Here is a 26474-nt window from a genome sequence, read left to right as displayed (position 1 = left end):
CGATCGTTCACACATGAGTTCCCTCACCCATTTTGACGCGCAGGGCCAGGCCCACATGGTCGACGTTGCGGCCAAACCCGCCACCCACCGCGTGGCCGTGGCCACTGGCCGCATCGAGATGCAGCCCGCGACGCTGGCACTGATCGAATCGGGAACCGCAAAGAAGGGCGACGTGCTCGGCATCGCCCGCATCGCGGGCATCCAGGCGGCCAAGAAAACCAGCGACCTCATTCCGCTGTGCCACCCGCTGGCCCTCACGCGCGTGGCACTGGCGTTTGCGCTGGCCGAAAAGGGCAATGCGCCGCAGGTGGTCTGCACTGCGACGGTCGAAACCGTGGGGCCGACCGGCGTCGAGATGGAAGCCTTGACCGCCGTGCAGGTCGCACTGCTCACCATCTACGACATGTGCAAGGCCGTGGACCGCGGGATGCGGATCACCGATGTGCATGTGCTGGAGAAGCATGGCGGCAAGTCGGGGAGCTACGTGGCGGAGTAAAGACAAGGTCGAGCCAGGCGGTTAAGGCATATCGGCCTCGACCGGCAGGCCCTTCAGCCAGCGCTCGTACTCGTTCGGAAATGCAATGCGGAAGCGTTCCGCCTGATCCTGGGCTTCCTGGCGTCGGCCCATCAGTTCGGCGCTTTCGATCAGCTTGACGATCACGCGCGGCTCGGGTGAAAAATGCAGCGTGCGCTCGGCCAGCGAATGCAATGCAGCCGCGTTGGCGGGGGTCACCTTCGTGAGCGTCAGTTCCGCAAAACCCACCTGCCTTGCGAAAAGCCACGACCCCTTGGCCTTGGCCAGCGTGTTTTCTTCATAGGCCGGCAAGCGCTCGTCGCGCGGTAGATAGATCTGGCTGATGCGGATGTAGTCCCAGGCGGCATAGCCGACCACCGCCACCAGCACGGCCGCCGCCGCAGCGGACGACAACACAGCCGGCTCCGCCCACCGGTCTTTGTCGAAGCGTTGCCGCAAGGGCGATGAAGCGTTGCGCCCGGCGGGCCACAGCATGCCCAGGCACAGCCCGAACGCCAGCTGGAACGGCCCATACCAAAGCGGATATTCAAGCAGGCTGTGCAGCACGATGGCGCCCAGCATGCCCCACGCCATGAGCCGCGCCGGATCGCGCTCGCGCCACGGCCTGGCCGCCAGCACCATCCATATGAAGCCGCCGCAGATCAGCACAGACACCGGGATGCCCAGCTCCACGGCCAGGTGCAGCGGCAGGTTGTGCGCGTTGTCCAGGATCTCGGGGAATCGCGATCCCTCGTACAGCGTGCTGTAGTGCGCAAAGCTCAGCTCGCCCCAGCCCCACCCCGCGAGCGGATGCTGGGCGATCAGCGTGAGCACGTTGCGCCACAGGATGATCCGCGTGTGGTCACCGGGCGCGCCCTCTTGCAGGCGCCGCATCATGCCTTCGACCTCGCCCGCCGCAAGCTGCGGCAACACCCAGGCAATGGCGAAATAGACCGGAATCATCGCCAGCAGCACCCACGGCGGCGGCAAGCTGAAGCGACCAACGCCCGCCGTGCTTTCCTTAGACATGCCGCGGCGCTCCCGACGCGCGATCAAGGCGGCCACCCCAACGATCGAAACCAGCTGCAGCAAGCCCGTGCGCGAGGTGGACGCCGCCGCGGCCACGAGCAACATCAAGGCCGCCGCCACCAGCCAGCGCCGCGCACGCACCGACGGCTGCGTGGCGTGAATCCACAACGCCGCAACCAGCGCCATGCTGATCAGCGTGGCGAACTGATTGCGCTGGCGCAGGTTGCCGTAGGCCTGGCCCAGCGCGGGTGTGGTGGTCCAAGGCACCAGCGGTTCGGCCAGCCCGTAGTACTGGAGCAGGCCCAGCACGGCGCTGACCAGGCCGGCCACGAGGATGCCCACCGCCAGCGCGGCCGAAACCGAGGGCCCGCCGCGCGCCATGCCGACCCCGACGCAGGCCGAAACGGCCACGGCGCCCAGCACCCCGACGACCGGCAACCAGGATGCTGCGGCGTGCGAGGAGAAGAAGGCAGAAGACAACACGATTGCCGCCGCTGCAGCGGCCAGCCAGAGCCAGACGCTCCGCGCTGGCGCACCCGGACGAATCACCAGAACCATCGCCGCGAGGCAAACCCAGGTGGCGAACAACTGCCAGGCCTGGACCGAAGGGCCCGCCACAAGCGGGCAGAGAAAAGGAAACGCGACCAAGCCGGCACGCAGGGCGCCAAGGGCTTTCGATGGGAGGACGGCCACCTCGATAGGTGCTGCACGGGACGTCATTCGGTCGATTGTGCCGGCGGGGCGAGCCGACGAATGGCTACGAGCGGGAGACGAGCGGTTTTGCAGAAAAACACAATTAGAGACATTCTTTGACAACTGTCTACAACTGCTGTTCGCCCTCTGGCGGAAGGCCGAAATCGGCCCGAAAGGTGTCTCTTGAAGAAACAAACAAGCTATCTGCGTCGCGCTGGCCGGGCCTGGCGCCGCTCATCGGGTTTCACGCTGATCGAAGTAATGATCACCGTCGCGATCATCGGGATTCTGGCTGCGGTTGCAATTCCCAACTATCGGGACTACGTGCTTCGCGGGCAGCTCGTGGACGCCCAGAACGCGCTCTCGGCGCTGCGCGCCAACATGGAGCGGCACTTCCAGGACAACCGGGACTACCAATCCATCGGCACCACCTTCATTTCGCCGTGCGCCGCGCCGGCTGCGGCAGGTAGTTTCGCCATCTCCTGTCCGACGCTGACGGCCACGACATTCACGGCGCAGGCCGTGGGCAGCGGCCCCACCAATGGTTTCACGTTCACCGTGGACCAGCTGAACGTCCGCGCCACGACCGGCGTTGGCGCGGGCTGGACACGCTGCACCACCGGCTGGACTACAAGGAAGTCGGGCTGCTGATGAAGACGCTAATCCATCGGCCGCGTGCCGCGCGCGGCTTCACGCTGATCGAGATGATGGTGACGGTGGTGCTGCTGAGCATCCTGATGGCGCTGGCCTTCCCGGCAATGAGCGAATGGGTGCGCAACAGCCGCATACGCACCGTCGCTGATGCGCTGCAGAACGGCCTTCGCCTTGCACAGACCGAGGCCCTGCGGCGCAGCCGCCAGACCGTCTTCTCGCTGACGGCCGACACGAACCCGGCGGACGGTCTGACTGCCGCGGTGAACGGCGCCAACTGGTCGGTCAACTTCGTGCCGCTACTCACGGGGGAGGAGACCGCTGCAACGTTCATCGAGGGAGGCGGCCTGACCGGCCTGGCCCCTGATGTCCGGATCACCGGCCCCGCGACGCTGTGCTTCAACTCCCTGGGGCGCGTCGTCGACAACCCCGCGCCTGGAACCGGCGTGGCATGCAGCGCCTCGGCTGCGGCCTACAACATCACGATCCCCAATGCCGATCGCCCGATGCGCGTGCTGGTCGCCCTGGGCGGGCAGGTGCGCCTGTGCGACCCGGCCAAGACGCTTTCCAACACCAATCCTGACGGATGCCCCGCGTGATGAAGCACCAGCGCCCCACTCCCTCCCCTGCGCGCGCTTCTCAGTCCGGTGTCGCGCTGATCGAAGTCCTGGTGTCGGTCCTGCTGTTCTCACTCGGCATCCTGGGCCTGGTCGGCCTTCAGACGCGTGCGATCAGCCTGTCGATCGATGCGGAAGACCGCAACCGTGCCGCCCTGATCGCCAACGACATCGCAGCAGCCATGTGGACCACTCGCACAGTGGCGATCGACGCCGCAGCCTGGACCACCCGCGCCAGCAACCCGCAAGCCGGCGGCCTTCCCGGGGGCAACGTCCAGATCACTTCGGACACCACGACCAACACCGCCGACATCCTCATCACCTGGCATCCCCCTCAGCGCGCAACCGCCGAACAGGACAGCCGCCTCACCACGCGCGTCACGCTGCCGCCCGCGCCATGAACGCCCGCTCCAACTCCTTTGCCCACGCCGCGCAGCGCGGCCTGACGCTGATCGAAATGCTGGTGGCCTTGGTCATCGGCCTGGTCGTGGTGCTCGCCGTGACCAGCGTCGTCACGCTCGGCGAGGCACGCAAGCGCAGCACCACGTCGACCAACGACATGAACCAGAGCGGCTCCTATGCCGTCTACATGATCGATCGCCTGCTGCGAAGCGCCGGCTCCGGCTTCGCGCAGACCGGCACGCGCGGGATGTTTGGTTGCCGGCTGAGCGCCGCGCGCAGCGTCAGCGGCGCAGCCACGACGATCCTGCCGCGAACCGCATCCGCGTTTCCGGCGCCCTTCGACACGCTGCTCGGCGGTTCCGGGGCCGCCGCGGCGGGCAATCTGCGGCTGGCACCATTCTTGATTGCCAAAGGCGCCTCCGGCGCTTCGGACACCCTCGTGGTCATGGGCGGCAACGCAGCGGCGGGCGACGTGCCGCGCCGCATCCGCTCCGGGATTCCGGGCAACGACAACCTGCGGCTGGACAACACCATCGGCTTGCGCAACGGGGACATCGGCCTTGTGAGCAGGGAAGGCACAACCGACTGCCTGATCGAGCAGGTGAGTTCGACGAACACCGAATTGGCAACGGCGGGGAACGAAGTGCTGGGGATGGGAGGGCGCTACTTCACATCGACCGGCGCCACCACGTCGCTTGCCACGCTCGCGGCGGACGGCACGGCGCTCTTCTCGACGCTCGGCAATGTGGGTGCCAACAACCTGCAGTTTCAGTTGCTCGGCGTGGACGCCAATCGCACGCTGGTCGCCTACGACCTGCTGCGGGCGGCCGGCACCGGGAGCGACGAGGGCACCGATGCCTCGGCCATGCAGGCGCTGGCCGACGGCGTCGTTGCCCTGTACGCGGTGTACGGCGTCGACACCGACAGCAACGGCGTCGTCGACACATGGATCGATCCCGCCGCCACGGGTTATGCGATTGGCACCCTCATGCTCGCGCCCGACACCATGCGCCACATCGTGGCGGCTCGCGTTGCACTGGTCATGAAAAGCAGCCTGTTCGAGAAGGAACCTGTCACGCCGAGCAGCTTGACCATCTTCAGCGACCTCCCGACCGATCGCCAGCGCACGCTGACCATCGCGACCGCCGACCAGAACTTCCGCTACCGCGTCATCGACACCACCATCCCGCTTCGCAACATGCTGTTGCTGCCTTTCCCATGAAGACACTTTCCAAGATGCACGGCCCGGCGCGTGAGCGCGGCGTGGTTCTACTGTTCTGCCTGATCATCCTCGTGGTGCTGCTCGCCGGCGGCGTGGCGGTCATGCGGTCGATGGACACCTCGCTCTTCGGCGCCGGCAACCTCGCCTTCAAGCGCGACCTGGTCAACCAGGGCGAAATCGCGATCGCAAAGGCCATGCGGGAGTTCCAGACCAGCGGCGCGCTCGCTGCGACGGGAGCGACCTCAAGCAGCCTGCCTGGGGCGAACTACAGCGCGATCCAGCTGGCTGCCAATGCCCAAGGCATCCCTGAAGTGCTGCTGAAGAAAACCACGCTGACTGGGGCCGACGTGGTCGGCAACACCTTCGCGCCAACCGGCACCCCCATCTCAGGCAACGGCGGCGTCACCGTGCGCTATGTGATCGACCGCATGTGCAACGCCACCGGCGCGTTCTCGACCATCGGCAAGAGCGGCTGCGTCTACACCCCGTCGAGCACCGAAACGCTGGGCGGCGACCAGAGCCAGCTGAGCACGCCCGGCCCGTCCATTCCCAGCCCGCCCATCTATCGCGTCTCGGTTCGCGTCGACGGTCCGCGCGACACGCAGGTGTTCCTGCAAGCCTCCTTCACCAAGCCCGAATAGGGCACAGGCGAGTCATGAAAACAAGAATTCGTTCGTCCGTTCGCGCGGTGTGCCGCGCGGGCGTCGTCACCAGCCTGGCGCTCGGCAGCGCCATGTTCGCGTCCGCGATCCCGCTCGCCAACCAGCCCGTGTTCTCGACCTCGGAAGTTCCGGGCAACCTGGCACTGGCGCTGTCGGTGGAATGGCCCACGGCATCGCGCACAGCCCACGTCGGCGACTATTCCAGCGACACCAACTACCTGGGCTACTTCGATCCGGCCAAGTGCTACCTGTATCAGGTCGACGCCACCGCCAACGGCGTCAGCACGACCGACAAGGGGGATTCCAGCTACTTCTACCCGGCCGGCGCCGCCACCAACCGCACCTGCACGGGCGGCAACGACGACAAGTGGAGCGGCAACTTCCTGAACTGGGCCTCCACCGCCACCATCGACCCCTTCCGCTGGGCCATGACCGGCGGACGGCGCGTGGTCGACACGGCCACCACCACCATCCTCGAGAAAGCCTGGCACGGCAACCGCAGCCTGTTTCCCGACCGCAATCTCACGCCATCCGCCATCGCTGGCGCCACGCCCTTCAACAATGCCACCGCACTGGGCGTGAGCATCACCAACCGCGGTTTCAAGATGCGCATGACCGCCACGGGCGGCGGCACCCGCACGATGTCGGCGCAGTATTTCAACAACATCAATCTCAACAACCCGGTGACCGCCACGGTCAACGACGACAACGCCAACCACGACTGGGGCGCCGCAGGCCCCGCGACAGGCGTGAATGCCGACAATTTTTCGGCGAGATTCTCGGGCACCTATACGGCACCCGAGACCGGCAACTACACGTTCCGTACCATCAGTGACGACGGCGTGCGGCTCTGGGTCAAGACCGGGAACGGCAACAACTTCGGCAACGGCGACCTCCGGATCGACAACTGGACGGATCACGGTACGACCACCAACGACTCTGCGACCATCGCACTCACGGCGGGTCAGTCGTTCCGCGTGCAGATCGAGTATTACGAGCGTGGCGGCGGCGCGGTGATGCAGTTCCATTGGCGCATGCCCTCGGCGACCGCCTTCACGCCCTTCTCCGTGGCCGGGCCCGCCGATGGTGACTTCACGATGCGCGTGAAGGTATGCGATCCCTCGACCGCGGCCGGTGGACTCGAGGCCAACTGCAAAGCCTATGGCACCAACTACAAGCCCGAAGGACTGATCCAGAAGTACGCCGACAAGATGCGCTTCAGCGCCTTCGGCTACCTGAACGACAGCAGCGACCAGCGCGACGGCGGCGTGCTGCGCGCCAGGCAAAAATTCGTCGGGCCGACCGCGCCGACCCCTGGCCAGGCGCCCGCGACCAATGCGAACAAGGAGTGGAGCGAGACGGACGGCACCTTCATCCGCAATCCCGACGCAGACGATGCAACCGCGACCACGACGGCGACCGAGGTGGCCATCGCGGACAGCGGCGTGATGAACTACCTGAACAAGTTCGGCCAGATCCTTCCGGGCGACTACAAGAACTACGACCCGGTCAGCGAGCTGTACTACGCGGTCATGCGGTATTACAGGAACCTCGGCAACGTCTCGGCCTGGAGTTCGATGGGCACTGCCGACGCCCCGACGAAGACCAGTTGGGTCGATGGTTTCCCCGTGATCACCAACTGGGGCGACCCGATCCAGTACTCTTGCCAGCGCAACTTCGTGCTGGGCATCGGCGACATCTACACCCACGTCGACAAGAACGTTGCCGGCAACACCACCTACCGCACCCGCGAGCCCACCATGCCGAACGAGGTGGCAGCCGACAACACCGTCAATGCGGTCACAGCCACCAACCGCGTCGGCGCGCTGCAGGGCCTGGGCGACCTCGGCAACTCCAACGACTACAGCGGTCGCAACAACTCCGCCTTCATCGCAGGCCTTGCCTTCGACGCCAACACCAAGGACATCCGTCCCGACGTGGCGGGACAGGCCAACACCATCGGCAAGCAGACGGTCAGCACCTACTGGGTAGACGTGCTGGAGCAGCCCTTCCAATACAACAACCAGTTCTACCTCGCTGCGAAGTTCGGCGGACTGGACCAGAAGAAGCTGCCAGCCAACTTCGACCCCTACACCTTTGCCGGCACCATTCCGCTGGACTGGTGGTCGACCAGCGGCGAGACGCTGACCGACGCACGTGCCGCGAACCTGACGCAGCCGCGTCCCGACAACTACTTTGCCGCAGGCCAACCCGACACGCTGGTCAGGGGCCTCACGCAAGCCTTCGAGCGCATCGTGAACGCCATTCAGGCGTACACCACTTCGTTCTCGCTCTCGGCCCTGCAGGTTTCGGCCACGGGTTCGGCTTCGTATGCCTCGCAATACGATGCCCAGGACTGGACCGGCGTGGTGAGCGCGAGCAGCATCAGCTTTGCCGCCGACGGCACGCCCTCGCTCACGGCGGCATGGACCAGCACCGACAAGCTCGCGACACAGTTCGCCGGCACGGGCTGGAACACCAACCGGCGCATCGCCACCTGGAACGGCACGGCCGGCGTGCCCTTCCGCATCGGCAGCCTCACCACCGGAACGGGCAGCCAGGCGGCCGCGCTCGACACGCTCTATGTCACCGGCGACGACAGCGCCAACTACCTGAACTACCTGCGCGGCGATCGCAGCCAGGAGAAGACGGCGAGCGATGGGACCAAGCCCTACCGGCTTCGCAGCAAGCTGCTGGGCGACATCGTCAACTCGAAGGTGAAGCCCGTCGGCCCGCCCGCATCGAGCTACTCCGACGCGGTCAACCGCGGCTACGCCGCCTTCAAGACGGCCAAGGCCACGCGCCCCACGATGGTCTACGCCGCCGCGAACGACGGCATGCTGCATGCATTCCGCGGCGAACTCACCGGCACCAACGCCGGCCTCGAACAGTTCGCCTACGTGCCGAGCGCGCTCTTCAACGGCCCCAGCAGCCCGGCCACGCCGGCCGCGGACGGCCTGGCCCAGCTGGGCAACCCGAACTACCTGCACAAGTACTACGTCGATGCCACACCCGAAGTGGTCGACGTGGACTTCGACCGCGCCGGCGGCACCTTCGCAGCCACTGGCTCGAACTGGCGCTCGCTGCTGGTCGGCGGCCTTGGCAAGGGCGGCAAGAGCTTCTACGCCATCGACGTGACCGATCCGGCCGCGATGACCGACGAAACCGTCGTGGCAAGCAAGGTGCTGTGGGAGTTCACCGATGCCGACATGGGCTTCAGCTACGGCGCGCCCCTGGTCCTCAAGACCAAGCGCTACGGCTGGGTGGTGGTGCTGACCTCGGGCTATCACAACGACACGAGCAACCACAACGGCTACCTCTATTTCGTGAACCCTCAAACCGGGGCTCTGCTGCAGAAGGTAAGCACCGGCGCGACGGCCAACGGCATGACCCATGCCACAGCCTCCATCCTGGACCTGACCGACGGCACGGCCGATGCAATCTATGTCGGCGATCTCAACGGCCAGCTCTGGCGCTTTGACGTGACCGCACCCGCGGGCACGACCACGGACTACCCGGCACCGACCAAGATCGCCCTTTTCACCGATGGCGCAACGACCCCGAGAGCCCAACCCATCACTTCGCGCCCCCTGGTTCAGATCCAGCCCACGACCCGCAAGCGCTACGTGATGGTCGGCACCGGCCAGTTGCTCGATGCGAGCGACATCAACTCCGGTGCGGTGCAGAGCTTCTATGCCGTCATCGACGGAACCGCCACCGCCTTCAAGCCCGCCGACAGCACCATGCCCGCGACACGCAGCGCGCTCACCGCCGTCACCAACCTGGTGAGTGGCACCGTCGTTCCGACCGATTCGCTCGGCTGGTACCTTGACCTGGGGACCGAAGGCAGCATTGGCCTGCGCATGGTGGCGAGCCCGACCGCTTTCAACGGCATCGTGGCGTTCGCGTCGCTGCTCACCAGCGGCGATGCCTGCAGCCCCTCGGGCCAGAGCCGCGTCTACGCCATCGACTTCAACACCGGCCGCACGGCGCTGGCCAGCGGCGCCGCATTCGTGCAATCCACCACAGCGATCACCGACCTCAAGTTCGTGAGCGTCGACGGCACCGTGCGCCTGATCTCCGGCGACGTGCGCGGCAATCTGGACAAGATCGGCTTCACACCGCCGCCCGGCACTACGCTGCGGCTGCTGAACTGGCGGGAAGTGCCGACGGCGGATTGATTGAATAGGGGAAGTGCACGCGCTTCCCCTCTGCCGCGGCGCCGGGCTTGCCGCACCGGACTTCGCAGCGCGACTGCCGGACTGAAATTTGGAGATTCATGAATGACGGCAGCTCCGGTGCCATCGGCCCATAAGGGCCGATTTCCATCATCTGCTGATGGCATTCGCGCGGCCGCGCTCTGTGCGGTTCTTTCCGTCGCATTGCACGGCATGCTGCTGTCGCTGCGCCTACCTGTCTCGAGCCCCGCACAGAGTCGGCAGAGCTTCATGAGTCACGATGAAGGTGTTCGCAGGGTGGTGCCATTGCGATCGTCCGCTTCGCGGGCTGCGCCAGAGACGCACACTCAACTTGCCGGCACTCATCGTTCTTCGCCTCTTGTCGTCCCCCAAAAGAATTCGCTTTTGGAGAAGTTGCCGGCAAAGCTTGAGGCACCTGGCGAAAGCCGTGTCGAGCCAGAACCGCTTGCCATAGCGCCGTTGCCTCGCCCCGGCAACTTCGGCGACGACTATGTGCCTCGACCGCTTCTGACGGTCCCACCCGTCGCGAAAACGCCGGTCATCTTTGCAGCCCCTGAAGGCGAAATGTTCCGCGGCAGGCACGTCGGCGTTCTTTCTCTTTTCATCGACGAACACGGCCAGGTGCAGCGTATCGAGGCCGACGCGGCCAGCTTGCCTGAAGCTTTTGAGCAAGCCGCGCGTGATGCGTTCATGGCAGCGCAATTCTCGCCAGGGGAAATCGACGGCGCCGCCGTCAAGTCACGCGTATGGGTCGAAGTGATTTTCGACGACATGCCGATTCTCGAGCGCTGAGGAAGAGCGAACGCGGTTGAGATGGCATTTGATTTCTTGATTCGCCGAATTGGAATCTGACCCTGGATTTTTTGACCCTGGATTTTTTGCCACCTGGCCGCCTGCTGCTGGGCAATGAGGGAGTTCGCTGCAATCCGAACAGCCGCGACGCGTCAAGATGAAATAACCGACCGCTTACCTTGACCCATTGACTTACCTTTTGTTGAGGGAAAAAGTGTCAACCAAGATCAGGACGAGTCACGTCAATAAAAAAAGCCGCCCGAAGGCGGCTCTTGTTCGAGAGTTGGTGGCGTCGATTACAGCGGAGCAGCAATGGTGCCGCAGGTCTTCGGCAGGATCGAGGCGTCCACATCCGAGCCGCAGGTCCACTTCGAGCCATTCACCGAGTAGACGAGCGTGTAGGTAACAACTTTGCTCACCAACTTGGTATTCACTCCGGACGCCTTGAACGTTGCGGTGACAGTGCAGCTGCCGGTGGAAGTGGCCGTACCAGCAGCCGTCGTGCTCAGAACATACTTGCCAGTGATGGCGGAGGCAATGCCAATGTCACCGTCAGCAGCGGCTGCGTTAGACGGGCACACGTTGGTTTGCGGGAAGGACAATTCAATGTTCTTCTTGACGCCATCGGCCAGGGTGGCGGCTTCGGTCATCTGGGCTTTCGCGGTGTAGTCCTGATAGGCCGGCAGAGCCACAGCTGCCAAGATACCAATGATCGCCACGACGATCATCAATTCGATAAGGGTGAAACCCTTTTGCACGTTACGTGCGATCAAACGACGGTTCATTCAAAAACTCCAGGTTGGTTGGTAGAGCCCGGGAACCAAGCCCGGAGCGTTGTACCTTCCGCAGCATTTGTGCCACCCGTCGGAGGGCCCGCTCCACCTAAAAAATGAACACTTTTGTTGTCATTTGATTTACATCAAGTGACATTTACGCGCTCAGATGCTACAGAACGTGACAATTTTGTCATGCCGAGCCGTTCGCCCGACTCAAAAAGTCAATACCCCGTCCGCCTTAAGCCACCGAATGTCCCGCTGCGCCGCCAGCGCATCGATCTGGCCCATGATTTCTTCGGTTTCGGCGGGTTTGGTGTGGGTGATGTAGATCGGGTATTGCTTGCCGGGCGTGATGTGCGCCAACTCGTCGGCCAGCACCTTGGGTGACAGATGAAGGCTGCGGTCGGCCAGGGCCTGCTCGCGGTTGCTGAAGGCGGTTTCTATGACGAGCATGGCCACGTCCAGCGCGTTGACGCGGTCCCAGAAGGGGGCGTTGCGTTCGGTGTCGCCTGAAAAGACCCAGTTGGCGCCGCCTTCGGCTCGGCTCACGGCAAAGCCGCAGGCGGGCACGGTGTGCACGGCGGGCAGCACTTCGATGCGCTTGGGGGCGGCACTGCCAAGTTGCAAGGTCTGGCCGACGGCGATGTCGTGAAAGCTCACGAAGGGGGCTTCCGGGCTGGGAATGCTCTCGAAATCGGGCCAGATGACGTTGTTGAACACATGGGCGCGCAGCGCCTCGATGGTGGCGCGCAGGGCGTGCACGCGCAGCGGGCGGGTGCGGCGGCCGCCCACGGCGTCGAGCATGAGGGGGAGGGCGGCAATGTGGTCGAGGTGGCAGTGGGTGAGCACCACGTCGTCGATGCGGGCCATTTCGTCGAGCGTGAGGTCGCCCACGCCGGTGCCCGCATCGACGAGCAGGTCGGTGTCGACGAGGAACGAGGTGGTGCGGCAGTCTTTGGCGATGGCACCCGAGCAGCCCAGCACGCGAACCTGCATTGTGAAAGACCCCCCGCCTGTGTTTGTGGTCATTTGGTTTCAAACCGGGTTGCGCCGTCCCATTCGGGGTCTTGAGGACGCAACGCCATTGAGGCTAATCGCTGGGCGTAGAGCTGGTAAAGGACTTTTTTGGCATCCGCGGCGAGCAATGGGTCCAGCAGGGTTCGGCCCACTGCCCAGTCCTGCCGGCGGTAGGCTTCTAGCACCTGCGCCCAGCGCTGCAAGTGCTGAGATCGCTGCTCGGCGGCCGGGCCTTGGGCTTGGTCGGTGTCGGCGGCCAAGGGCGTGTACACGGCAACGGCCTGCGCCTTGCCCTTGACCAGCACGCTGTCGAGTTCTTGCCAGAGGCAGCCGGGCGCGAGTTCGCGGGTGGCGCCACTGGCGACGATCTCCACGCCATAGTGTGCGCTGAGGCCCTCGAGGCGCGACGCGAGGTTGACCGCATCGCCAACCACGGTATAGCTGCGCCGTGCCACGGAGCCCATGTCGCCCACGCACATGACGCCGCTGTTGATGCCGATGCCCACGCTGATTTCGGGCCGCCCGATGGCGCGCTGGGCCTGGTTGATGTCGCGCACGGTGTGCGCCATTTCCAGCGCGGCGCGCACGGCCAGCGTGGCGTGGTCGGGGGTGTCGACGGGTGCGCCCCAGAAGGCCATGACGCAGTCGCCCATGTATTTGTCGACGGTGCCGCGGTGCGCGCTGATGACGTTGGTGAGCCGGCTGAACAAGGTGTTCAAGAAGGCCTGGAGCTCGGCCGGAGCCAATTGCTCCGACAGCCGGGTAAAGCCGCGCATGTCGCAGAACATGACGGTCATCTGCTTGCTCTCGGCATGCATGCTGTAGCGGCCGGGGTCCGTGAGCATTTCGTCGACCAGCTGCGGGGGCACGTAGGTGCCGAAGAGCCGCACCAGCCCGCGGCGCTCGCGGGACTCGATGAAGTAGCCCCAGCCCATGTTGAGCACGAAGGCCAGCGCCGCCATGGCCAGGGACGCGGCCAGCGGCAGCACGAGGCCGTGGTCTTGGTAAAGCCAGGCGTTCGCGCCGACCAGCGCCGCCACCGTGGCAATGCCCAGCAGAAGGGCGCGCGTGGCCGGCAGCAGCGAGAGCCCCAGCGCCAGCACCAGGCCCGCAGCCAGCAGGCTCAGCACTTCGTAGCCGGCGGCGTAGTCGGGCACCGCGAGCAGGCGATGGTCGAGCATGGCCGACACGACGTTCGCGTGCACCTCCACACCCGGAAAACCGGCACCTACGGGCGTGGCGCGCAGGTCTTGCAGGCCGGGCGCAGTGGCGCCGACGAGCACGATCTTGTCTTTCAACTCACCGGGCGCGAGCCGGCCTTCGAGCACGTCGGCGGCGGCCACGTAGCGGAACGAACCGCCATTTGCGCCACCGGGGCCGCGAAAGGGCACCTGCATGCTGGCGGTTTCGTCGACCGGCACGCGCAGGCGGCCCACCAACAGGGATTGGAGCCGGGGCGCGGCGCCACCGGAGGCAAAGGCCGGCAGCACGGGCGGCCTGCCGTTGGCCAGCCGGTAGACGGCGAGCCCGAGCGATTCGTAGTAGCCGGGCCGCTCCGCATCGCCTTCGTAGCGCGCAATGAGGGGCGCGGCGCGGATGACGCCGTCGCCCGCCGACGAGACCAGCGTGTTGACGAACCCCGAAGCAGGCGCGGCGTCGGCCAGCACGGGAAGGTTGGCGCCAAAGCCGTTCCAGGCCGTGGCGTAGGCGTGGCCCGGCGGAAAGGCCTCGGGCTGGAGCAGCGGGGTTGCGGGCAACTGGCCCTTCGCGCTCGGCTTTTCGGTGCGGGTGAAGTAGTAGCCGAGCGCCACGCGCCGGCCTTCGAGCGCGCGGGCAAAGGTGGCGTCGTTGTCGAGCGCGGGCGCGAGCCGTTCGATGCCTGCGGCAAGGCCGGGCATGTCGCGCAGCGGCCCGCTTGCGATCTGGCGGAGCTTGTCGAGGCCGGAACTCCGGTCGGGCTCGATGAACATCACGTCGAAGCCCAGCACCGCCACCTGCTGGCGCCCGACGAGCTCTTCAGTGAGCCGCGCCAGCTTGTCGCGCGACCAGGGCCATTGGCCTTGCCGCGTCAGGCTGGCATCGTCCACGTCGACGATCACCACGCGGGGGTCAAGCGTGCGCGGCATGGTGGCGCGCAGGCGGGTGTCGTAGACCAGGTGGTCGAGCCGATCGATCGCGCCCAGCCGCCAGGCGCCCGTGGAGTGCGCAAGCGCCAGCAAGACCGGCAGCAAAGTGATGGCAATGCGCGGCCAGTGCCGCCGGAGCGCCTTCATGGCGTCGCACGCACGCGGGCCGCGCTGTGGAAGGGAGAAGAAGAAGAACCGAAGAAAAAGAAGGCGTCAGACCCGCTTGAACTGCATGCGCGTGGCGCCGCCGAGTTCCAGCACGTCGCTCTCCTGCAATCCCACGGCGTCGGTGCCCAGCGGGGCGCCGTTGAGCGTGACTTCGCCCATGACGCTGGCGGCCACGTAGCCTTGCCGGCGGCGCGTGACAACCGCCACGGCCACGCCCGGCTTGCCGATGGTGGTGACCACCTTCTGCAAAGACACGTCCTGGCCCTCGTTGGCTCCGGCAAGAACGCGCAGCACCGGCACGCCAAGTTCGACCAGCGCCCCGGATTCAGTCGGCGCGGAAGATAGAGGAATGGATTCCGCGAAATCGCCGGTGGCGTCGTTGCGCGCCGTGCCGCCGCCAACCGCCAGGTGGCTGCTGGCTCGGAACTGGATGCGGCAGCCGCCCAGTTCGATGACGTCGTTGTCCTTGAGCACCTGCTTCTGGACGACGAGTGCATTGACGTAGGTGCCGTTGGTGCTTTTGAGATCTTCAATTTCGACTTCGCTGCCGCGCATGTGCACCACGGCATGCTCGCCGCTGACCGCGAGATTGTCGATCACGATGTCGTTGTAGGCGCGTCGGCCCAGCGTCGTCCGGTCTTTGGCGAGCGCCACTTGCTCGACGACAAAACCATCGATCGAAATGATCATTTTCGGCATTGCCGATTCCCCGATTAGCAGAATTTGATCGACCGCAAGCGGCGCGACGGGTGTCGCCAGGGCCTGCACTAGGCGGCTCCAGGCGTGTTGTCGACGCGCGCTTTTGCCAGCACAACTGAAATGTTATCTCGGCCGCCATTGTCGTTTGCAATTGCAACCAAAAGTGAAGCTTTCTGCTGGAGCCCGATATCGTGGCCCAAAAGCGTGAAAAGCTGCGCATCGGTGATCATCTCGCTGAGCCCATCGGAGCACAGCATGTAGAGATCGTCCGGCCTCGCGGTGTGCTCATGCATTTCGAGCAGGACCTGGGGCTCCACGCCCATCGCGCGCGTCACCAGGTTGCGGTGGGGCGAATTCAGGGCTTCTTCGGCGGTAATGGCGCCCGCATCGAGCTGCTGCTGCCGCAACGAATGGTCGCGCGTGAGCTGCTCGAGCTTGTTGTTGCGAAGCCGGTAGCAGCGCGAATCGCCGATGTGGCCGACCACCACGCGCTGCGGCCTGAAGGCGGCCAGCACCAGGGTGGTTCCCATGCCTTGCACTTCGGGGTTGGTCATGCCGGCCTCGAAGATGGCCGAATTCGCCTCGTCGGTGGCCGCCTGCAATGCGCGCCGGATCACCCGGGCAGGCGCCTGCGAGCCGGCCTGGGCATACCACCGGGCGAAGCTGGCATGCACCAGGGTAACGGCCATGGCACTTGCCACCTCGCCGCCCTTGTAGCCCCCCATGCCGTCGGCCAGCACGGCAAGACCACGCGCCGGGTCCACCTTGAGGTCGTCCTCGTTGTGGGCCCGGGCGCGCCCGACGTCGGTCAAGGCGGCAAACTCCCAGCTCAGCGAGGGCCGATTGGAAAAGAGGGACGCGCCGACGCTCGCCATGTCTTACAAGCGCGGGCGCGGCGCTATCAGTGCCCCGCAGCGGCGTGCGCACGCCGTTGCAGAAAGCGGCCCACAGCCACCACGAACAGGGCGCCGGCAGCGGCGGCCGCATAGTGCAGCCACGGGTTGGCGGCCAGCACGCCCTTCAGCGACACATCGCTCGCAATGGTTTCGCCGCCAACCCAGCCGATCAGGGCGGCACCCAGCATGACGATGATCGGAAAACGTTCCATGAGCTTGATCATGAGCGTACTGCCAAAAATCACCAGCGGAATGCTGATGGCCAGGCCGAGCACGAGGAGCACCATGCTGCCCTGGGCCGCGGCGGCCACGGCAATCACGTTGTCCAGGCTCATGACCAGGTCGGCCAGCAAGATGGTGCGCACGGCCGCCATCATGCTGCCGTATTCCTTGCTTTCGCCATCGCCGTCTTCTTCTTCGCTGAGAAGCTGCAGGCCGATCCACAGCAGCAGCAGGCCGCCGACGATCTGCAGGTAAGGCAGCGCGAGCAGCTTGGCCGCGACCACGGTGAGCGCGATCCGCAGCACCACGGCGGCGCCCGAGCCGAACAGCACCGCCTTTTGCTGCTGTGCAGGCGGCAGCGAACGCGCCGCCATGGCAATCACCACGGCGTTGTCGCCCGAGAGAATGATGTTGATCCAGATGATCTTGACCAGACCGATCCAGAAGTCCGTGCTTTGAAGGAGTTCCATGTCTCTTGTTCCACTGTGTTGTTGTGAAAAAAGCGCCCGCAATGTCTGCGGGCGCTTTTTTCTTTTTGCGTGGTAGCGGGGAGATCGGCTGCGGCTTAGAGCTGTGCCTTCAGCAGCTTGGCCAATTCGGAGAAGTTGCGCGTCACGGTGAAGCCGCACTCTTCCATGATGGCGAGCTTGGCATCGGCCGTGTCGGCACCGCCCGAGATCAGCGCGCCGGCGTGGCCCATGCGCTTGCCGGGAGGGGCGGTGACACCAGCGATGAAGCCGACGACCGGCTTCTTCATGTGTTCCTTGCACCAGCGGGCTGCATCAGCTTCGTCGGGGCCGCCGATTTCGCCGATCATGATGACGGCGTCGGTGTCCGGATCGTCGTTGAAGGCCTTCATCACGTCGATGTGCTTGAGGCCGTTGATCGGGTCGCCGCCAATGCCGACTGCCGACGATTGGCCAAGGCCGATTTCGGTCAGTTGCGCCACGGCTTCATACGTCAGCGTGCCCGAGCGCGAAACCACGCCGATGCGGCCCTTGCGGTGGATGTGGCCGGGCATGATGCCGATCTTGATTTCGTCGGGCGTGATGAGGCCGGGGCAGTTCGGGCCCAGCAGCAAGGTCTTCTTGCCGCCGGCCGCTTCCTTGGCCTTCATCTTGTTGCGCACTTCGAGCATGTCGCGAACCGGAATGCCTTCGGTGATGCAGATCGCCAGGTCCAGGTCGGCCTCGACGGCTTCCCAGATGGCGGCGGCTGCGCCTGCCGGCGGCACGTAGATCACCGACACGGTGGCGCCGGTTTGCGAGGCGGCTTCCTTCACCGAACCGAAGATCGGGATGTTGAAGATCGACTCGCCGGCCTTCTTGGGGTTCACGCCCGCGACGAAGCAGTTCTTGCCGTTCGCGTATTCCTGGCACTTCTCGGTGTGGAACTGGCCGGTCTTGCCCGTGATGCCTTGCGTGATGACTTTGGTGTCTTTGTTGATGTAGATCGACATGACTTGTTCCTTAGGCCTTCTTGACTGCTGCGACGACCTTCTGGGCCGCGTCCGCCATGGTGTCGGCGCTGATGATGGGCAGGCCCGAATCGGCCAGCAGCTTCTTGCCTTCGACTTCGTTGGTGCCCTTCATGCGCACGACCAGCGGCACTTGCAGGTTCACGGCCTTGCAGGCTGCGATCACGCCGGTGGCGATGGTGTCGCACTTCATGATGCCGCCGAAGATGTTGACGAGGATGGCCTCGACGTTCTTGTTCTTCAGCATGATCTTGAAGGCTTCGGTGACCTTCTCGGGGGTGGCCCCGCCGCCCACGTCCAGGAAGTTGGCCGGCTCGCCGCCGAACAGCTTGATGGTGTCCATGGTGGCCATGGCCAGGCCGGCACCGTTCACCAGGCAGCCGATGTTGCCGTCCAGGCTGATGTAGGCCAGGTCGAACTTCGAGGCTTCCACTTCGGCCGCGTCTTCTTCGTCGAGGTCGCGCAGGGCCACGATTTCAGGGTGGCGGAACAGCGCGTTGCTGTCGAAGTTGAACTTGGCGTCCAGCGCCATGACGTTGCCCTTGCTGTCACGGTTGAGCGGGTTGATCTCGACCAGCGAGGCATCCGTCTCCATGTAGCAGGTGTAGAGCTTCTTCAGGATGTCGACCGTCTGCGCGGTCGAGTCGGCCGGCATGCCGATGCCGTCGGCGATCTGTTTGGCTTGCGCGTCGGTGAGGCCTTCCTTGGGGTCGGCGAACACCGTGATGATCTTCTCGGGCGAGGAGTGGGCCACTTCCTCGATGTCCATGCCGCCTTCGCTCGAAGCGATGAACGCAACCTTCTGGGTCGCGCGGTCGGTCACGGCCGAAATGTAATATTCCTTGTTGATGTCGGCGCCATCTTCGATGTAGAGGCGGCGCACCTTCTGGCCTTCGGGGCCGGTCTGGTGGGTCTTGAGCTGCATGCCGAGGATCTCGCCGGCGAGCTTCTTGACGTCTTCGATGGATTTGGCGACCTTGACGCCACCGCCCTTGCCGCGGCCACCCGCGTGGATCTGGGCCTTGACGACCCAGACCGGGCCTCCAAGTTTCTGGGCGGCCTCGACCGCCTCCTGGACCGTATAGGCCGGGATGCCGCGCGGCACCGGCACGCCGAACTTGGCAAGGATTTCCTTGCCTTGGTACTCGTGAATCTTCATGAGGGATGTCTCTCGGAAGGAGGAAGTTGAGAACGGGAGATCTGGGGTCTGAGGCGTCTTTGGCTCTGTTGTTCGCGGGCGACGGCAGCCTGACGGCTGGGGGCGGCGAACAACCGCGGACTGTATCATGGTGCGCCGCACCAATCCCGACGTGACCTTGCGGTCAATACGTACTTTCTTCTAGCCACACTACGCATACTCCGATATGGCCAAGGTTTTCATCGACGGCGAAGCCGGTACCACCGGCCTGCAGATTCGCGAACGGCTCCAGACGATGCCGCAGATCGAACTCGTGAGCATCGCGCCCGAGCTGCGAAAAGACGTGAACGCCAAGCGCGAGCTGATGGCCGGCGTCGACCTGGTGGTGCTGTGCCTGCACGACGACGCAGCCCGCGAGTCGGTAGCGCTGATCGACCAGTTGCAAGGCAAGAAGCCCAAGATCATCGACGCCTCCACCGCGCACCGCGTGGCGCCCGGCTGGGTGTTCGGCTTTCCCGAACTCGCCGAAGGCCACTGGCAGGCCGTGGCCAAGGCCGACCGCGTCGGCAACCCCGGCTGCTACGCGACTGGCGCCATCGCCATCGTGCGGCCGCTGGTCGATGCCGGCCTGCTGCCCCCCGACTTCCCGATTTCGCTGCCTTCGGTCAGCGGCTATTCGGGTGGCGGCCGGGCCATGATCGAGGACTACGAGAGCGGCAAGGCGCCGCTTTTCGAGACCTACGCGCTCGGCCTCAAGCACAAGCACATCCCTGAAATCATGAAGTACACCGGCCTCACCCGCCGGCCGGTCTTCATTCCTTCGGTGGGCAACTTCAAGCAGGGCATGCTCGTACAACTGCCACTGCACCTCGACCTGCTGCCCGGCAAACCGAAGTCCGGTGACCTGCACGACGCCCTGGCCGCGCACTACGCCAGGAGCAACACGCCCGAGCAATTCGTCAAGGTGCTGCCGCCCACCGATGACGGCAAGCTCGATGCGCTGGCGCTCAACGACACCAACCAGCTCGAGATCCGCGTGTTTCCGAACGAGGACCACCGCCACGCGGTGGTGATCGCGCGCCTGGACAACCTCGGCAAGGGCGCGAGCGGCGCCGCGGTGCAGAACCTGAAGCTGATGCTGGCGCTCTGAGCGCCAGCCATCGTCTGCGTTTCGCCTCGGTTCAGTTGACGAGCCAGAGGCCCACGCCCAGCAAGACCGCGTGCGCGCCCAGCGCAATGTAAAGCGGCTTGCGCGATGGCGTCGACATCTCCTTCAACGTCTCGTTGATGCGGCGCGTGAGCAGCGCGCGCAAGGCGGGGTCTTGCGCCGCACCCTCCGCTGCCACCGGTTCTCCATGCGCCGCACGGCCTTCTTGCCATTCAGCCAGCATGTCGCTCATCGGCAGCCGGTTGAGCACAAAGCCGACTACCGAGCGCACGGCCTTGCCTTCGCCCAGCACCGGCGCAAGCTGCTTGCTCAAGGCATCGACCGACAGCCAGTCGGCCGCGCGCTGCAGCGTTCCGTGGGTGCGCGGCATGGATTCGATGCGGCCCGCGATCGCGCCGGCCAGGCGCTCGGCCACGGCTTCGCCGCGCGCAGCCACCAGATGCTGCATCGCCTTGGCCCGGCCTTGCTGCACGCCCAGCATCGCGTAGACGACGACGAAAAGAAGCAGCAGCACCGCGACCAGCAGCGGCGGCGACGTGATCAGCGCGAGCACCGCGCCGGCACCGCCCGCGCGCGCCGCCGTGTTGCCGGGGCCCTGCAGCTGGCCCAGGTAATAGAAGAAGGCGCCGCCGCCGAGGATCAGCGCGAGCAGGCCGCCCTTGATGACAGAGCCGACGAACGCGGCCCCGGCCTTGGCGCCCGTGCGCACGAGCGACGGCTGGCCAGTTGGTCCTGAAGACATGGGATTTCCCCCTCCGAAGTTTTTTGAAGGCGGTCCTCGCACGGGACCGGCCGGCGCCGATCATGCCATCGGGTGGGGCCCACGGCACGGCGCCGACTGGCGCGTGCGGCAATGTGGCCGGCGATTCAGCTGGCTTCGAGCAGGCGCCGCAGCGACTGCAAGTCGCGCGCGATCCATCCGGCATCGCGCTCGAAAGCGGCATCGTCCATGTGCGGCTGGCGCAGCAGCGTGAACTGCAGCTCGCAGATGCCCGGCGCGACGCCGATCACGCGGAACGGCAGATAGATTTCGGGCACGCCTTCGGGCGCCACCCAATGGTCGAGCACGCCGAATTCGTTGGCGGGTGCGAAGCGCAGGCGGGCTTCGCCGTCCGGCGTCGTGGCCACCCAGTGATCGCCATGCGGGACCAATGCGCTCCTGGCCAGGCCGCTGGCCCAGTCGGGCAGCCGCGCCGGGTCGGAAGCCAGCGCATAGGCATGGCGCCAGTCGCAGGCCACGCGCTGCGTGACAACGCGGGACTGCATCGCGGCACCTTCATTCGCTTGATTCGTTGTTGTCGTCGCCATCGAAATCGCTCCTGAGTACCTTGGCCACCACCGCGCCTGAAAAGCCGCGTGCCAGCAGAAACCGTGTTTGCCTGGCGCGCTCCTTCGCATCAGCGGGCGGTGCGTCGAACCGGCGGCGCCAGAGAGCCGTGGCGCGCTCCACTTCGGTATCTTGCAGGCTGGCCACCGCCGCCGCAATGGCGTCCGGCGCAATGCCTTTGGCCTGCAGCTCCTGCCGCACCCGCAAGGCGCCCGAGCGGGCGGCGCGCTGGTTGAGCACCGAGGCCACGACGCGCGGCTCGCTGATGAAGTCCTTGGCGGCCAGTTCGTCGAGCGCGCGGGCCAGCGTGCCGGGTTCTTCTTCGTGCCGGGCCAGCTTGCGCTCCAGCTCCGCGCGCGAATGTTCGCGCTGGCTCAGGAGCCGCAATGCGCGGCCTTTGAGGGAGGGGGCACCGAAAGCCATGCCTGGTGGTCGCTTGCGCGGCCCCGCAGGAGGCCGCGCCTGTACTTACTCGCCCTTGTCGGCCTTCTCTGCCTTGGGCGCCTTGGCGGGCTTCTCGGCTTTTTCGGGCGCCGGGGCATCGGCATCGGCCGCCAGCAGCGGAATGCCCAGCGACTCGCGCACCTTGTTCTCGATTTCGCGCGACAGCTCGGGGTTCTCGCGCAGGAACTCGCGGGCGTTGTCGCGGCCCTGGCCGATCTTTTCGCCGTTGTAGGCGTACCAGGCACCCGACTTGTCGAGGATCTTGGCGGTCACGCCCATGTCGATGATTTCGCCTTCGCGGCTGATGCCTTCGCCGAACAGGATGTCGAACTCGGCCGTCTTGAACGGAGGGCTGACCTTGTTCTTCACCACCTTGACCTTGGTTTCGTTGCCGATGGCCTCGTCGCCCTTCTTGATGGTGCCGATGCGGCGGATGTCCAGGCGCACCGAGGCGTAGAACTTCAGCGCATTGCCGCCGGTGGTGGTTTCGGGCGAGCCGAACATCACGCCGATCTTCATGCGGATCTGGTTGATGAAGATGACCATGCAGTTGGTCTTCTTGATGGTGGCGGTGAGCTTGCGCAGCGCCTGGCTCATCAGGCGGGCCTGCAGGCCGGGCAGCGAGTCGCCCATTTCGCCTTCGATTTCGGCCTTGGGCGTGAGCGCGGCGACCGAGTCGATGACGATCAGGTCGACGGCACCCGAGCGAACCAGCGAATCGACGATTTCGAGCGCCTGCTCGCCGGTGTCGGGCTGGCTGATCAGCAGGTCGGACAGGTTCACGCCGAGCTTCTGGGCGTACTGCACGTCGAGCGCATGCTCGGCGTCGACGAAGGCGCAGGTGCCGGCCTGCTTCTGCATGGCGGCGATGACCTGCAGCGTGAGCGTGGTCTTGCCCGAGGATTCCGGGCCGTAGATTTCAATGACGCGGCCGCGCGGCAGGCCGCCGACGCCGAGCGCGATGTCCAGGCCCAGCGAGCCGGTGGAGACCACCTGGATGTCTTCGAGCGCCTCGCCTTCGCCGAGCCGCATGATCGTGCCCTTGCCGAACTGCTTTTCGATCTGGGCCAGCGCGGCCTGCAGAGCCTTGGCTTTTTCGCTGTTGGCGACCGAGATGCTTGAGCCCTTGACGACTGCGTCCATGTGGAAATCTCCTTGAAAATCAACGGTTTGTATGTGACTGCCATCCATCTGCTTTTAACCACAGGCTGGATGCTTGAACAGTAGTGTAGGGGTTGATTGGTTTGAGTAAACCCATTTTTTGGTCAGTTTGCTTTACTATTTAGCGGATGGCCGAAACCGCTTTTCCGACCGATCCCGACGCCTGGCGGCAAACCCACCTGGGCCGCCTGCTGGGCCACGCGATGCGCCGCTTCGACGAGCGCGTGCTCGAACTCATGGCGCACGACGTCGGCGTGCCGCTGGCGCTGTCGAACCTGGCCGCCCGGGCCCAGGTGAGCGCCGCGCACATCCACATCACGCGACACCTGGCGCGCGAGGGTTCGCGCCTGACCGAGATGGCCGAGCGCGCCGGCGTGACCAAGCAGGCCATGGGCGCGCTGGTGGACCAGTGCGAGGCGTGGGGCCTCGTCACGCGCGGGCCCGACCCCCTCGACGCACGGGCGCGGCAAGTGCTTTTCACCGCCGACGGGCTGGCGTGGCTCGATGCCTTTCGCAGCGCGGTGACGCAGGCCGAGCGCGAATTCCGCGCCAGCGTCGGCAATGACGTTGCCACCGTGGTCACCATCGGTCTGGAAGCGTACACAGAGGAGGGCTAGACTCGGCTGGGAGAGACAGAGACATATGTGAACGCGGCGCCAGCGCGGCGCCCGAACGGCCGGAGGTGGCTCATGCGGATTCTGATTGCCGAAGACGACCAGGTGCTGGCCGATGCCCTGCTGCGCAGCCTGCGGACCTCAGGCGCGGCGGTCGACCATGTGGCGAACGGCTCGCAGGCCGATGCCGCGCTCATGACGCACAGCGAGTTCGACCTTTTGATCCTCGATCTCGGGCTGCCCAACCTCCATGGCATCGAGATTCTGAAGCGCCTGCGCGCGCGCGGCTCGCAGCTGCCCGTGCTGGTGCTCACCGCGGCCGACAGCGTGGAAGAACGCGTCAAGGGCCTGGACCACGGTGCCGACGATTACATGGCCAAGCCCTTCAGCCTGCAGGAACTCGAAGCGCGGGTGCGGGCGCTCACGCGGCGCGGCATGGGCGCCACCAGCAACACGATCAAGCATGGCCCGCTGGTGTACGACCAGGCCGGCCGGGTGGCCACCATCGACGGCAAGATGGTCGAGCTCTCGGCGCGCGAACTGGGCCTGCTCGAAGTGCTGCTGCAGCGCGCCGGCCGCCTGGTCAGCAAGGACCAGCTGGTGGAGCGCCTGTGCGAGTGGGGCGAGGAAGTGAGCCTGAACGCGATCGAGGTCTACATCCACCGCCTGCGCAAGAAGATCGAGAAAGGGCCGGTGCGTATCGCCACCGTTCGCGGCCTCGGCTACTGCCTCGAAAAAATCCAGCAATGACGCCCGGGCGTGCCCGGCGGCTTGGGAGGCCGTAAGCCTTGAAACTGTTTCAGCGCGCCCAGCGCTCCCTGTTCGGCGAGATCCTCGACTGGATGCTCACGCCGCTGCTGCTGCTGGTGCCGGTGAGCATCGGCGTCACGTGGCTGGTGGCGCAGGGCATTGCCAATGCGCCCTTCGATCGCGCGCTCGAATACAACGTGCTGACGCTGGCACGGCTCGTCACGGTGCAGCAGGGCCAGACGCAGTTCGTGCTGCCGCAGCCGGCGCGCGAGATCTTGCGCGCCGACGATGCCGACCGCGTCTACTACCAGCTGCTCGACAGCCATGGCAAGCTGCTCAGCGGCGAGCCCGACGTGCCCCACCCCAACACCGACGAGCCACCGGTCGCCGGCGTGGTCACGCTTCGCAACGGCGAAATGCGAGGCAAGCAGGTCCGCGTGGCCTCGCTCTGGCTGGCCGACGGCGACAACGACGATTCGGCCCCGGCCCTGCTGCAGGTGGCCGAGACGCGCGAGAAGCAGTCGGTGCTGGCCATCGAGATCATCAAGGGCGTGCTGCTGCCGCAGTTCGCCATCCTGCCGCTCGCCGTGCTGCTGATCTGGTTGGCGCTGGTGCGCGGCATCAAGCCGCTGTCGGTCGTGGAGGCACGCATCCGCGAGCGGCGACCGGGCGACCTGAGCCCGCTCGACGAGTCGTCGGTGCCGCTGGAGGTGGTGCCGCTGGTGTCTTCGGTCAACGAGCTGCTCGACAAGCTGAACGATTCGATCCACACGCAAAAGCGCTTCCTTGCCGATGCGGCGCACCAGCTCAAGACACCGCTCGCGGGCCTGCGCATGCAGGCCGACCTGGCACAGCGCGAAGGCGCCAATGCCGACGAGCTCAAGCAGTCGCTCAAGCAGATCGGCCGCGCCAGCGTGCGCGCCACCCACACGGTGAACCAGCTGCTTTCGCTGGCGCGCGCCGAAAGCACCGGCGCTGGCACAGGCCGCCAACCCTGCGACCTGGCACGGCTCACCATCGAGGTGGTGCGCGAAGCGGTGCCGCGCGCCATCGAAAAGCGCATCGACCTGGGCTACGACGGCGCCGAGGCGGGCGCCCCGGGCGTGGTGTTCGAAGGCAACCCGACCTTGCTGAAGGAGCTGGTGCGCAACCTGGTCGACAACGCCATCAACTACACGCCGTCGACTCCCGGGCGGCCGGGCGTGATCACCGCGCGCGTGCTGGCCGACCCCTTCGGCCACGTGGTGCTGCTGCAGGTGGAAGACAACGGCCCGGGCATTGCGGAATCCGATCGCGAGCTGGTGTTCGAGCCGTTCTACCGCGTGCTGGGCAACGAAGCCGATGGCTCGGGGCTGGGCCTGCCGATCGTGCGCGAGATTGCCAACCAGCACCATGCGCAGGTCAAGCTCGAAGACGCGCATCCGGGCCGGCAACCGCCAGGCGCCCGTTTCACAGTGCGCTTTGCGGACGAAGAAGGAGCGCCCTGAGGCGCAGCTGGGACCGCCGGGTCAGGGAGCGGCGCTGCTGCTCTTGCCGTCCTTGCGGATCTGGAGCCAGTCGGGATGAACCTGGCGCGCGAGGCGTTGGGGTTCGCGCTCGTTGAGGCTCGCCGGCGCCAATCCGAAGCCGGCCAGATCGCCGCGCGACCACAACCAGTAGCCGGCATTGGCAAGGAGCAGGGCGACCAGCACGAGGCGCAGTTTCATCGTG

General features: G+C 65.7%; 26 protein-coding genes. 12 read left to right on the top strand and 14 right to left on the bottom strand.

Features of this window, described 5'->3' with window-relative positions:
• Positions 1–13: 13 nt before the first annotated feature.
• A complete protein-coding gene (moaC, locus tag BLR24_RS20925) occupies positions 14–496 on the top strand; it encodes a cyclic pyranopterin monophosphate synthase MoaC (protein WP_093020637.1) in 483 nt (160 codons plus the stop codon).
• A gap of 21 nt (positions 497–517) precedes the next feature.
• Here the strand turns inward: moaC and BLR24_RS20920 are convergent, their stop codons facing one another.
• On the bottom strand, positions 518–2263 hold the full coding sequence (locus tag BLR24_RS20920; RefSeq protein WP_093020398.1) for a PglL family O-oligosaccharyltransferase: 1746 nt from the start codon (positions 2261–2263) through the stop codon (positions 518–520).
• Positions 2264–2419: 156 nt separating this feature from the next.
• Here BLR24_RS20920 and BLR24_RS20915 point away from each other — a divergent pair, with 156 nt between their 5' ends.
• The 7 genes from BLR24_RS20915 to BLR24_RS30460 all read left to right on the top strand — a co-directional run bounded on the left by BLR24_RS20915 (position 2420) and on the right by BLR24_RS30460 (position 10781).
• A complete protein-coding gene (locus BLR24_RS20915) occupies positions 2420–2887 on the top strand; it encodes a type IV pilin protein (RefSeq protein WP_302848515.1) in 468 nt (155 codons plus the stop codon).
• Complete coding sequence (locus tag BLR24_RS20910; protein ID WP_093020394.1) at positions 2887–3486, top strand: GspH/FimT family pseudopilin; 600 nt, start codon at positions 2887–2889, stop codon at positions 3484–3486. The genes BLR24_RS20915 and BLR24_RS20910 overlap by 1 nt, the downstream gene beginning before the upstream one ends.
• Complete coding sequence (gene pilV / locus BLR24_RS20905) at positions 3486–3905, top strand: type IV pilus modification protein PilV (RefSeq protein ID WP_093020635.1); 420 nt, start codon at positions 3486–3488, stop codon at positions 3903–3905. The genes BLR24_RS20910 and pilV overlap by 1 nt, the downstream gene beginning before the upstream one ends.
• A complete protein-coding gene (locus tag BLR24_RS20900; protein ID WP_093020392.1) occupies positions 3902–5128 on the top strand; it encodes a PilW family protein in 1227 nt (408 codons plus the stop codon). The genes pilV and BLR24_RS20900 overlap by 4 nt, the downstream gene beginning before the upstream one ends.
• Positions 5125–5769 carry a pilus assembly PilX family protein gene (locus BLR24_RS20895; protein ID WP_093020390.1) on the top strand — a complete coding sequence of 215 codons (645 nt, stop codon included), beginning with the start codon at positions 5125–5127 and terminating at the stop codon, positions 5767–5769. Before BLR24_RS20900 ends, BLR24_RS20895 begins: the two co-directional genes overlap by 4 nt.
• Before the next feature lie 14 nt (positions 5770–5783).
• The gene (locus BLR24_RS20890; RefSeq protein ID WP_093020388.1) at positions 5784–9971 is read left to right on the top strand and encodes a PilC/PilY family type IV pilus protein; all 4188 of its coding nucleotides are present in this window, start codon (positions 5784–5786) and stop codon (positions 9969–9971) included.
• Between the two features lie 102 nt (positions 9972–10073).
• A complete protein-coding gene (locus BLR24_RS30460) occupies positions 10074–10781 on the top strand; it encodes an energy transducer TonB (protein ID WP_139188781.1) in 708 nt (235 codons plus the stop codon).
• Between the two features lie 296 nt (positions 10782–11077).
• Here the strand turns inward: BLR24_RS30460 and BLR24_RS20880 are convergent, their stop codons facing one another.
• From BLR24_RS20880 to sucC, 8 genes are all read right to left on the bottom strand, one after another.
• A complete protein-coding gene (locus BLR24_RS20880; RefSeq protein WP_093020384.1) occupies positions 11078–11566 on the bottom strand; it encodes a pilin in 489 nt (162 codons plus the stop codon).
• 204 nt (positions 11567–11770) lie between these two features.
• A complete protein-coding gene (locus BLR24_RS20875) occupies positions 11771–12553 on the bottom strand; it encodes a 3',5'-cyclic-nucleotide phosphodiesterase (RefSeq protein ID WP_093020382.1) in 783 nt (260 codons plus the stop codon).
• A 29-nt stretch (positions 12554–12582) separates the two neighbouring features.
• A complete protein-coding gene (locus BLR24_RS20870; RefSeq protein WP_093020380.1) occupies positions 12583–14847 on the bottom strand; it encodes a CHASE2 domain-containing protein in 2265 nt (754 codons plus the stop codon).
• 66 nt (positions 14848–14913) lie between these two features.
• Complete coding sequence (locus tag BLR24_RS20865) at positions 14914–15567, bottom strand: FHA domain-containing protein (protein ID WP_093020378.1); 654 nt, start codon at positions 15565–15567, stop codon at positions 14914–14916.
• A 68-nt stretch (positions 15568–15635) separates the two neighbouring features.
• Positions 15636–16442 carry a Stp1/IreP family PP2C-type Ser/Thr phosphatase gene (locus BLR24_RS20860; RefSeq protein ID WP_093020376.1) on the bottom strand — a complete coding sequence of 269 codons (807 nt, stop codon included), beginning with the start codon at positions 16440–16442 and terminating at the stop codon, positions 15636–15638.
• 26 nt (positions 16443–16468) lie between these two features.
• Positions 16469–17155, bottom strand: a complete 687-nt coding sequence (locus tag BLR24_RS20855) for a TerC family protein (protein WP_093020374.1) — start codon at positions 17153–17155, stop codon at positions 16469–16471.
• Between the two features lie 95 nt (positions 17156–17250).
• Positions 17251–18144: a succinate--CoA ligase subunit alpha gene (gene sucD, locus BLR24_RS20850; protein ID WP_015867930.1), complete on the bottom strand. Its 894-nt coding sequence runs from the start codon at positions 18142–18144 to the stop codon at positions 17251–17253.
• 10 nt (positions 18145–18154) lie between these two features.
• Positions 18155–19321 (bottom strand): ADP-forming succinate--CoA ligase subunit beta, encoded by a 1167-nt coding sequence (gene sucC, locus BLR24_RS20845; protein ID WP_055807511.1) that lies wholly within the window; start codon positions 19319–19321, stop codon positions 18155–18157.
• A gap of 205 nt (positions 19322–19526) precedes the next feature.
• On the opposite strand from sucC, the gene argC reads away from it, so the two are divergent.
• On the top strand, positions 19527–20450 hold the full coding sequence (gene argC, locus BLR24_RS20840; RefSeq protein WP_093020372.1) for an N-acetyl-gamma-glutamyl-phosphate reductase: 924 nt from the start codon (positions 19527–19529) through the stop codon (positions 20448–20450).
• A 31-nt stretch (positions 20451–20481) separates the two neighbouring features.
• Here argC and BLR24_RS20835 read toward each other — a convergent pair whose 3' ends face one another.
• The 4 genes from BLR24_RS20835 to recA form a co-directional block, all read right to left on the bottom strand.
• Complete coding sequence (locus tag BLR24_RS20835) at positions 20482–21210, bottom strand: hypothetical protein (RefSeq protein WP_093020370.1); 729 nt, start codon at positions 21208–21210, stop codon at positions 20482–20484.
• A gap of 125 nt (positions 21211–21335) precedes the next feature.
• Positions 21336–21734: an SRPBCC family protein gene (locus tag BLR24_RS20830; protein WP_175543320.1), complete on the bottom strand. Its 399-nt coding sequence runs from the start codon at positions 21732–21734 to the stop codon at positions 21336–21338.
• 10 nt (positions 21735–21744) lie between these two features.
• Positions 21745–22218, bottom strand: coding sequence for a recombination regulator RecX (gene recX, locus BLR24_RS20825; RefSeq protein WP_093020366.1), 474 nt, complete (start codon positions 22216–22218; stop codon positions 21745–21747).
• Between the two features lie 45 nt (positions 22219–22263).
• Positions 22264–23382, bottom strand: a complete 1119-nt coding sequence (gene recA / locus BLR24_RS20820; protein WP_093020364.1) for a recombinase RecA — start codon at positions 23380–23382, stop codon at positions 22264–22266.
• A 146-nt stretch (positions 23383–23528) separates the two neighbouring features.
• Between recA and BLR24_RS20815 the strand changes: the two genes are divergently transcribed.
• From BLR24_RS20815 to BLR24_RS20805, 3 genes are all read left to right on the top strand, one after another.
• Positions 23529–24017, top strand: a complete 489-nt coding sequence (locus BLR24_RS20815) for a MarR family winged helix-turn-helix transcriptional regulator (protein ID WP_093020362.1) — start codon at positions 23529–23531, stop codon at positions 24015–24017.
• Between the two features lie 72 nt (positions 24018–24089).
• Positions 24090–24764 (top strand): response regulator, encoded by a 675-nt coding sequence (locus tag BLR24_RS20810; RefSeq protein ID WP_093020360.1) that lies wholly within the window; start codon positions 24090–24092, stop codon positions 24762–24764.
• Positions 24765–24802: 38 nt separating this feature from the next.
• Entirely contained in the window at positions 24803–26251 is a 1449-nt protein-coding gene (locus BLR24_RS20805) for a sensor histidine kinase (protein ID WP_093020358.1), read from the top strand.
• Positions 26252–26272: 21 nt separating this feature from the next.
• On the opposite strand, the gene BLR24_RS20800 is transcribed toward BLR24_RS20805, so the two are convergent.
• Positions 26273–26470, bottom strand: a complete 198-nt coding sequence (locus BLR24_RS20800) for a sporulation protein (protein ID WP_093020356.1) — start codon at positions 26468–26470, stop codon at positions 26273–26275.
• Between the last annotated feature and the right edge of the window lie 4 nt (positions 26471–26474).

The sequence above is a fragment of the Variovorax sp. OV700 genome, assembly GCF_900099805.1.
Taxonomy (GTDB): Bacteria; Pseudomonadota; Gammaproteobacteria; order Burkholderiales; family Burkholderiaceae_C; genus Variovorax.
The sequence above is the reverse complement of the archived record's forward strand: the minus strand, read 5'-3'. Positions and strand labels throughout refer to the sequence as shown.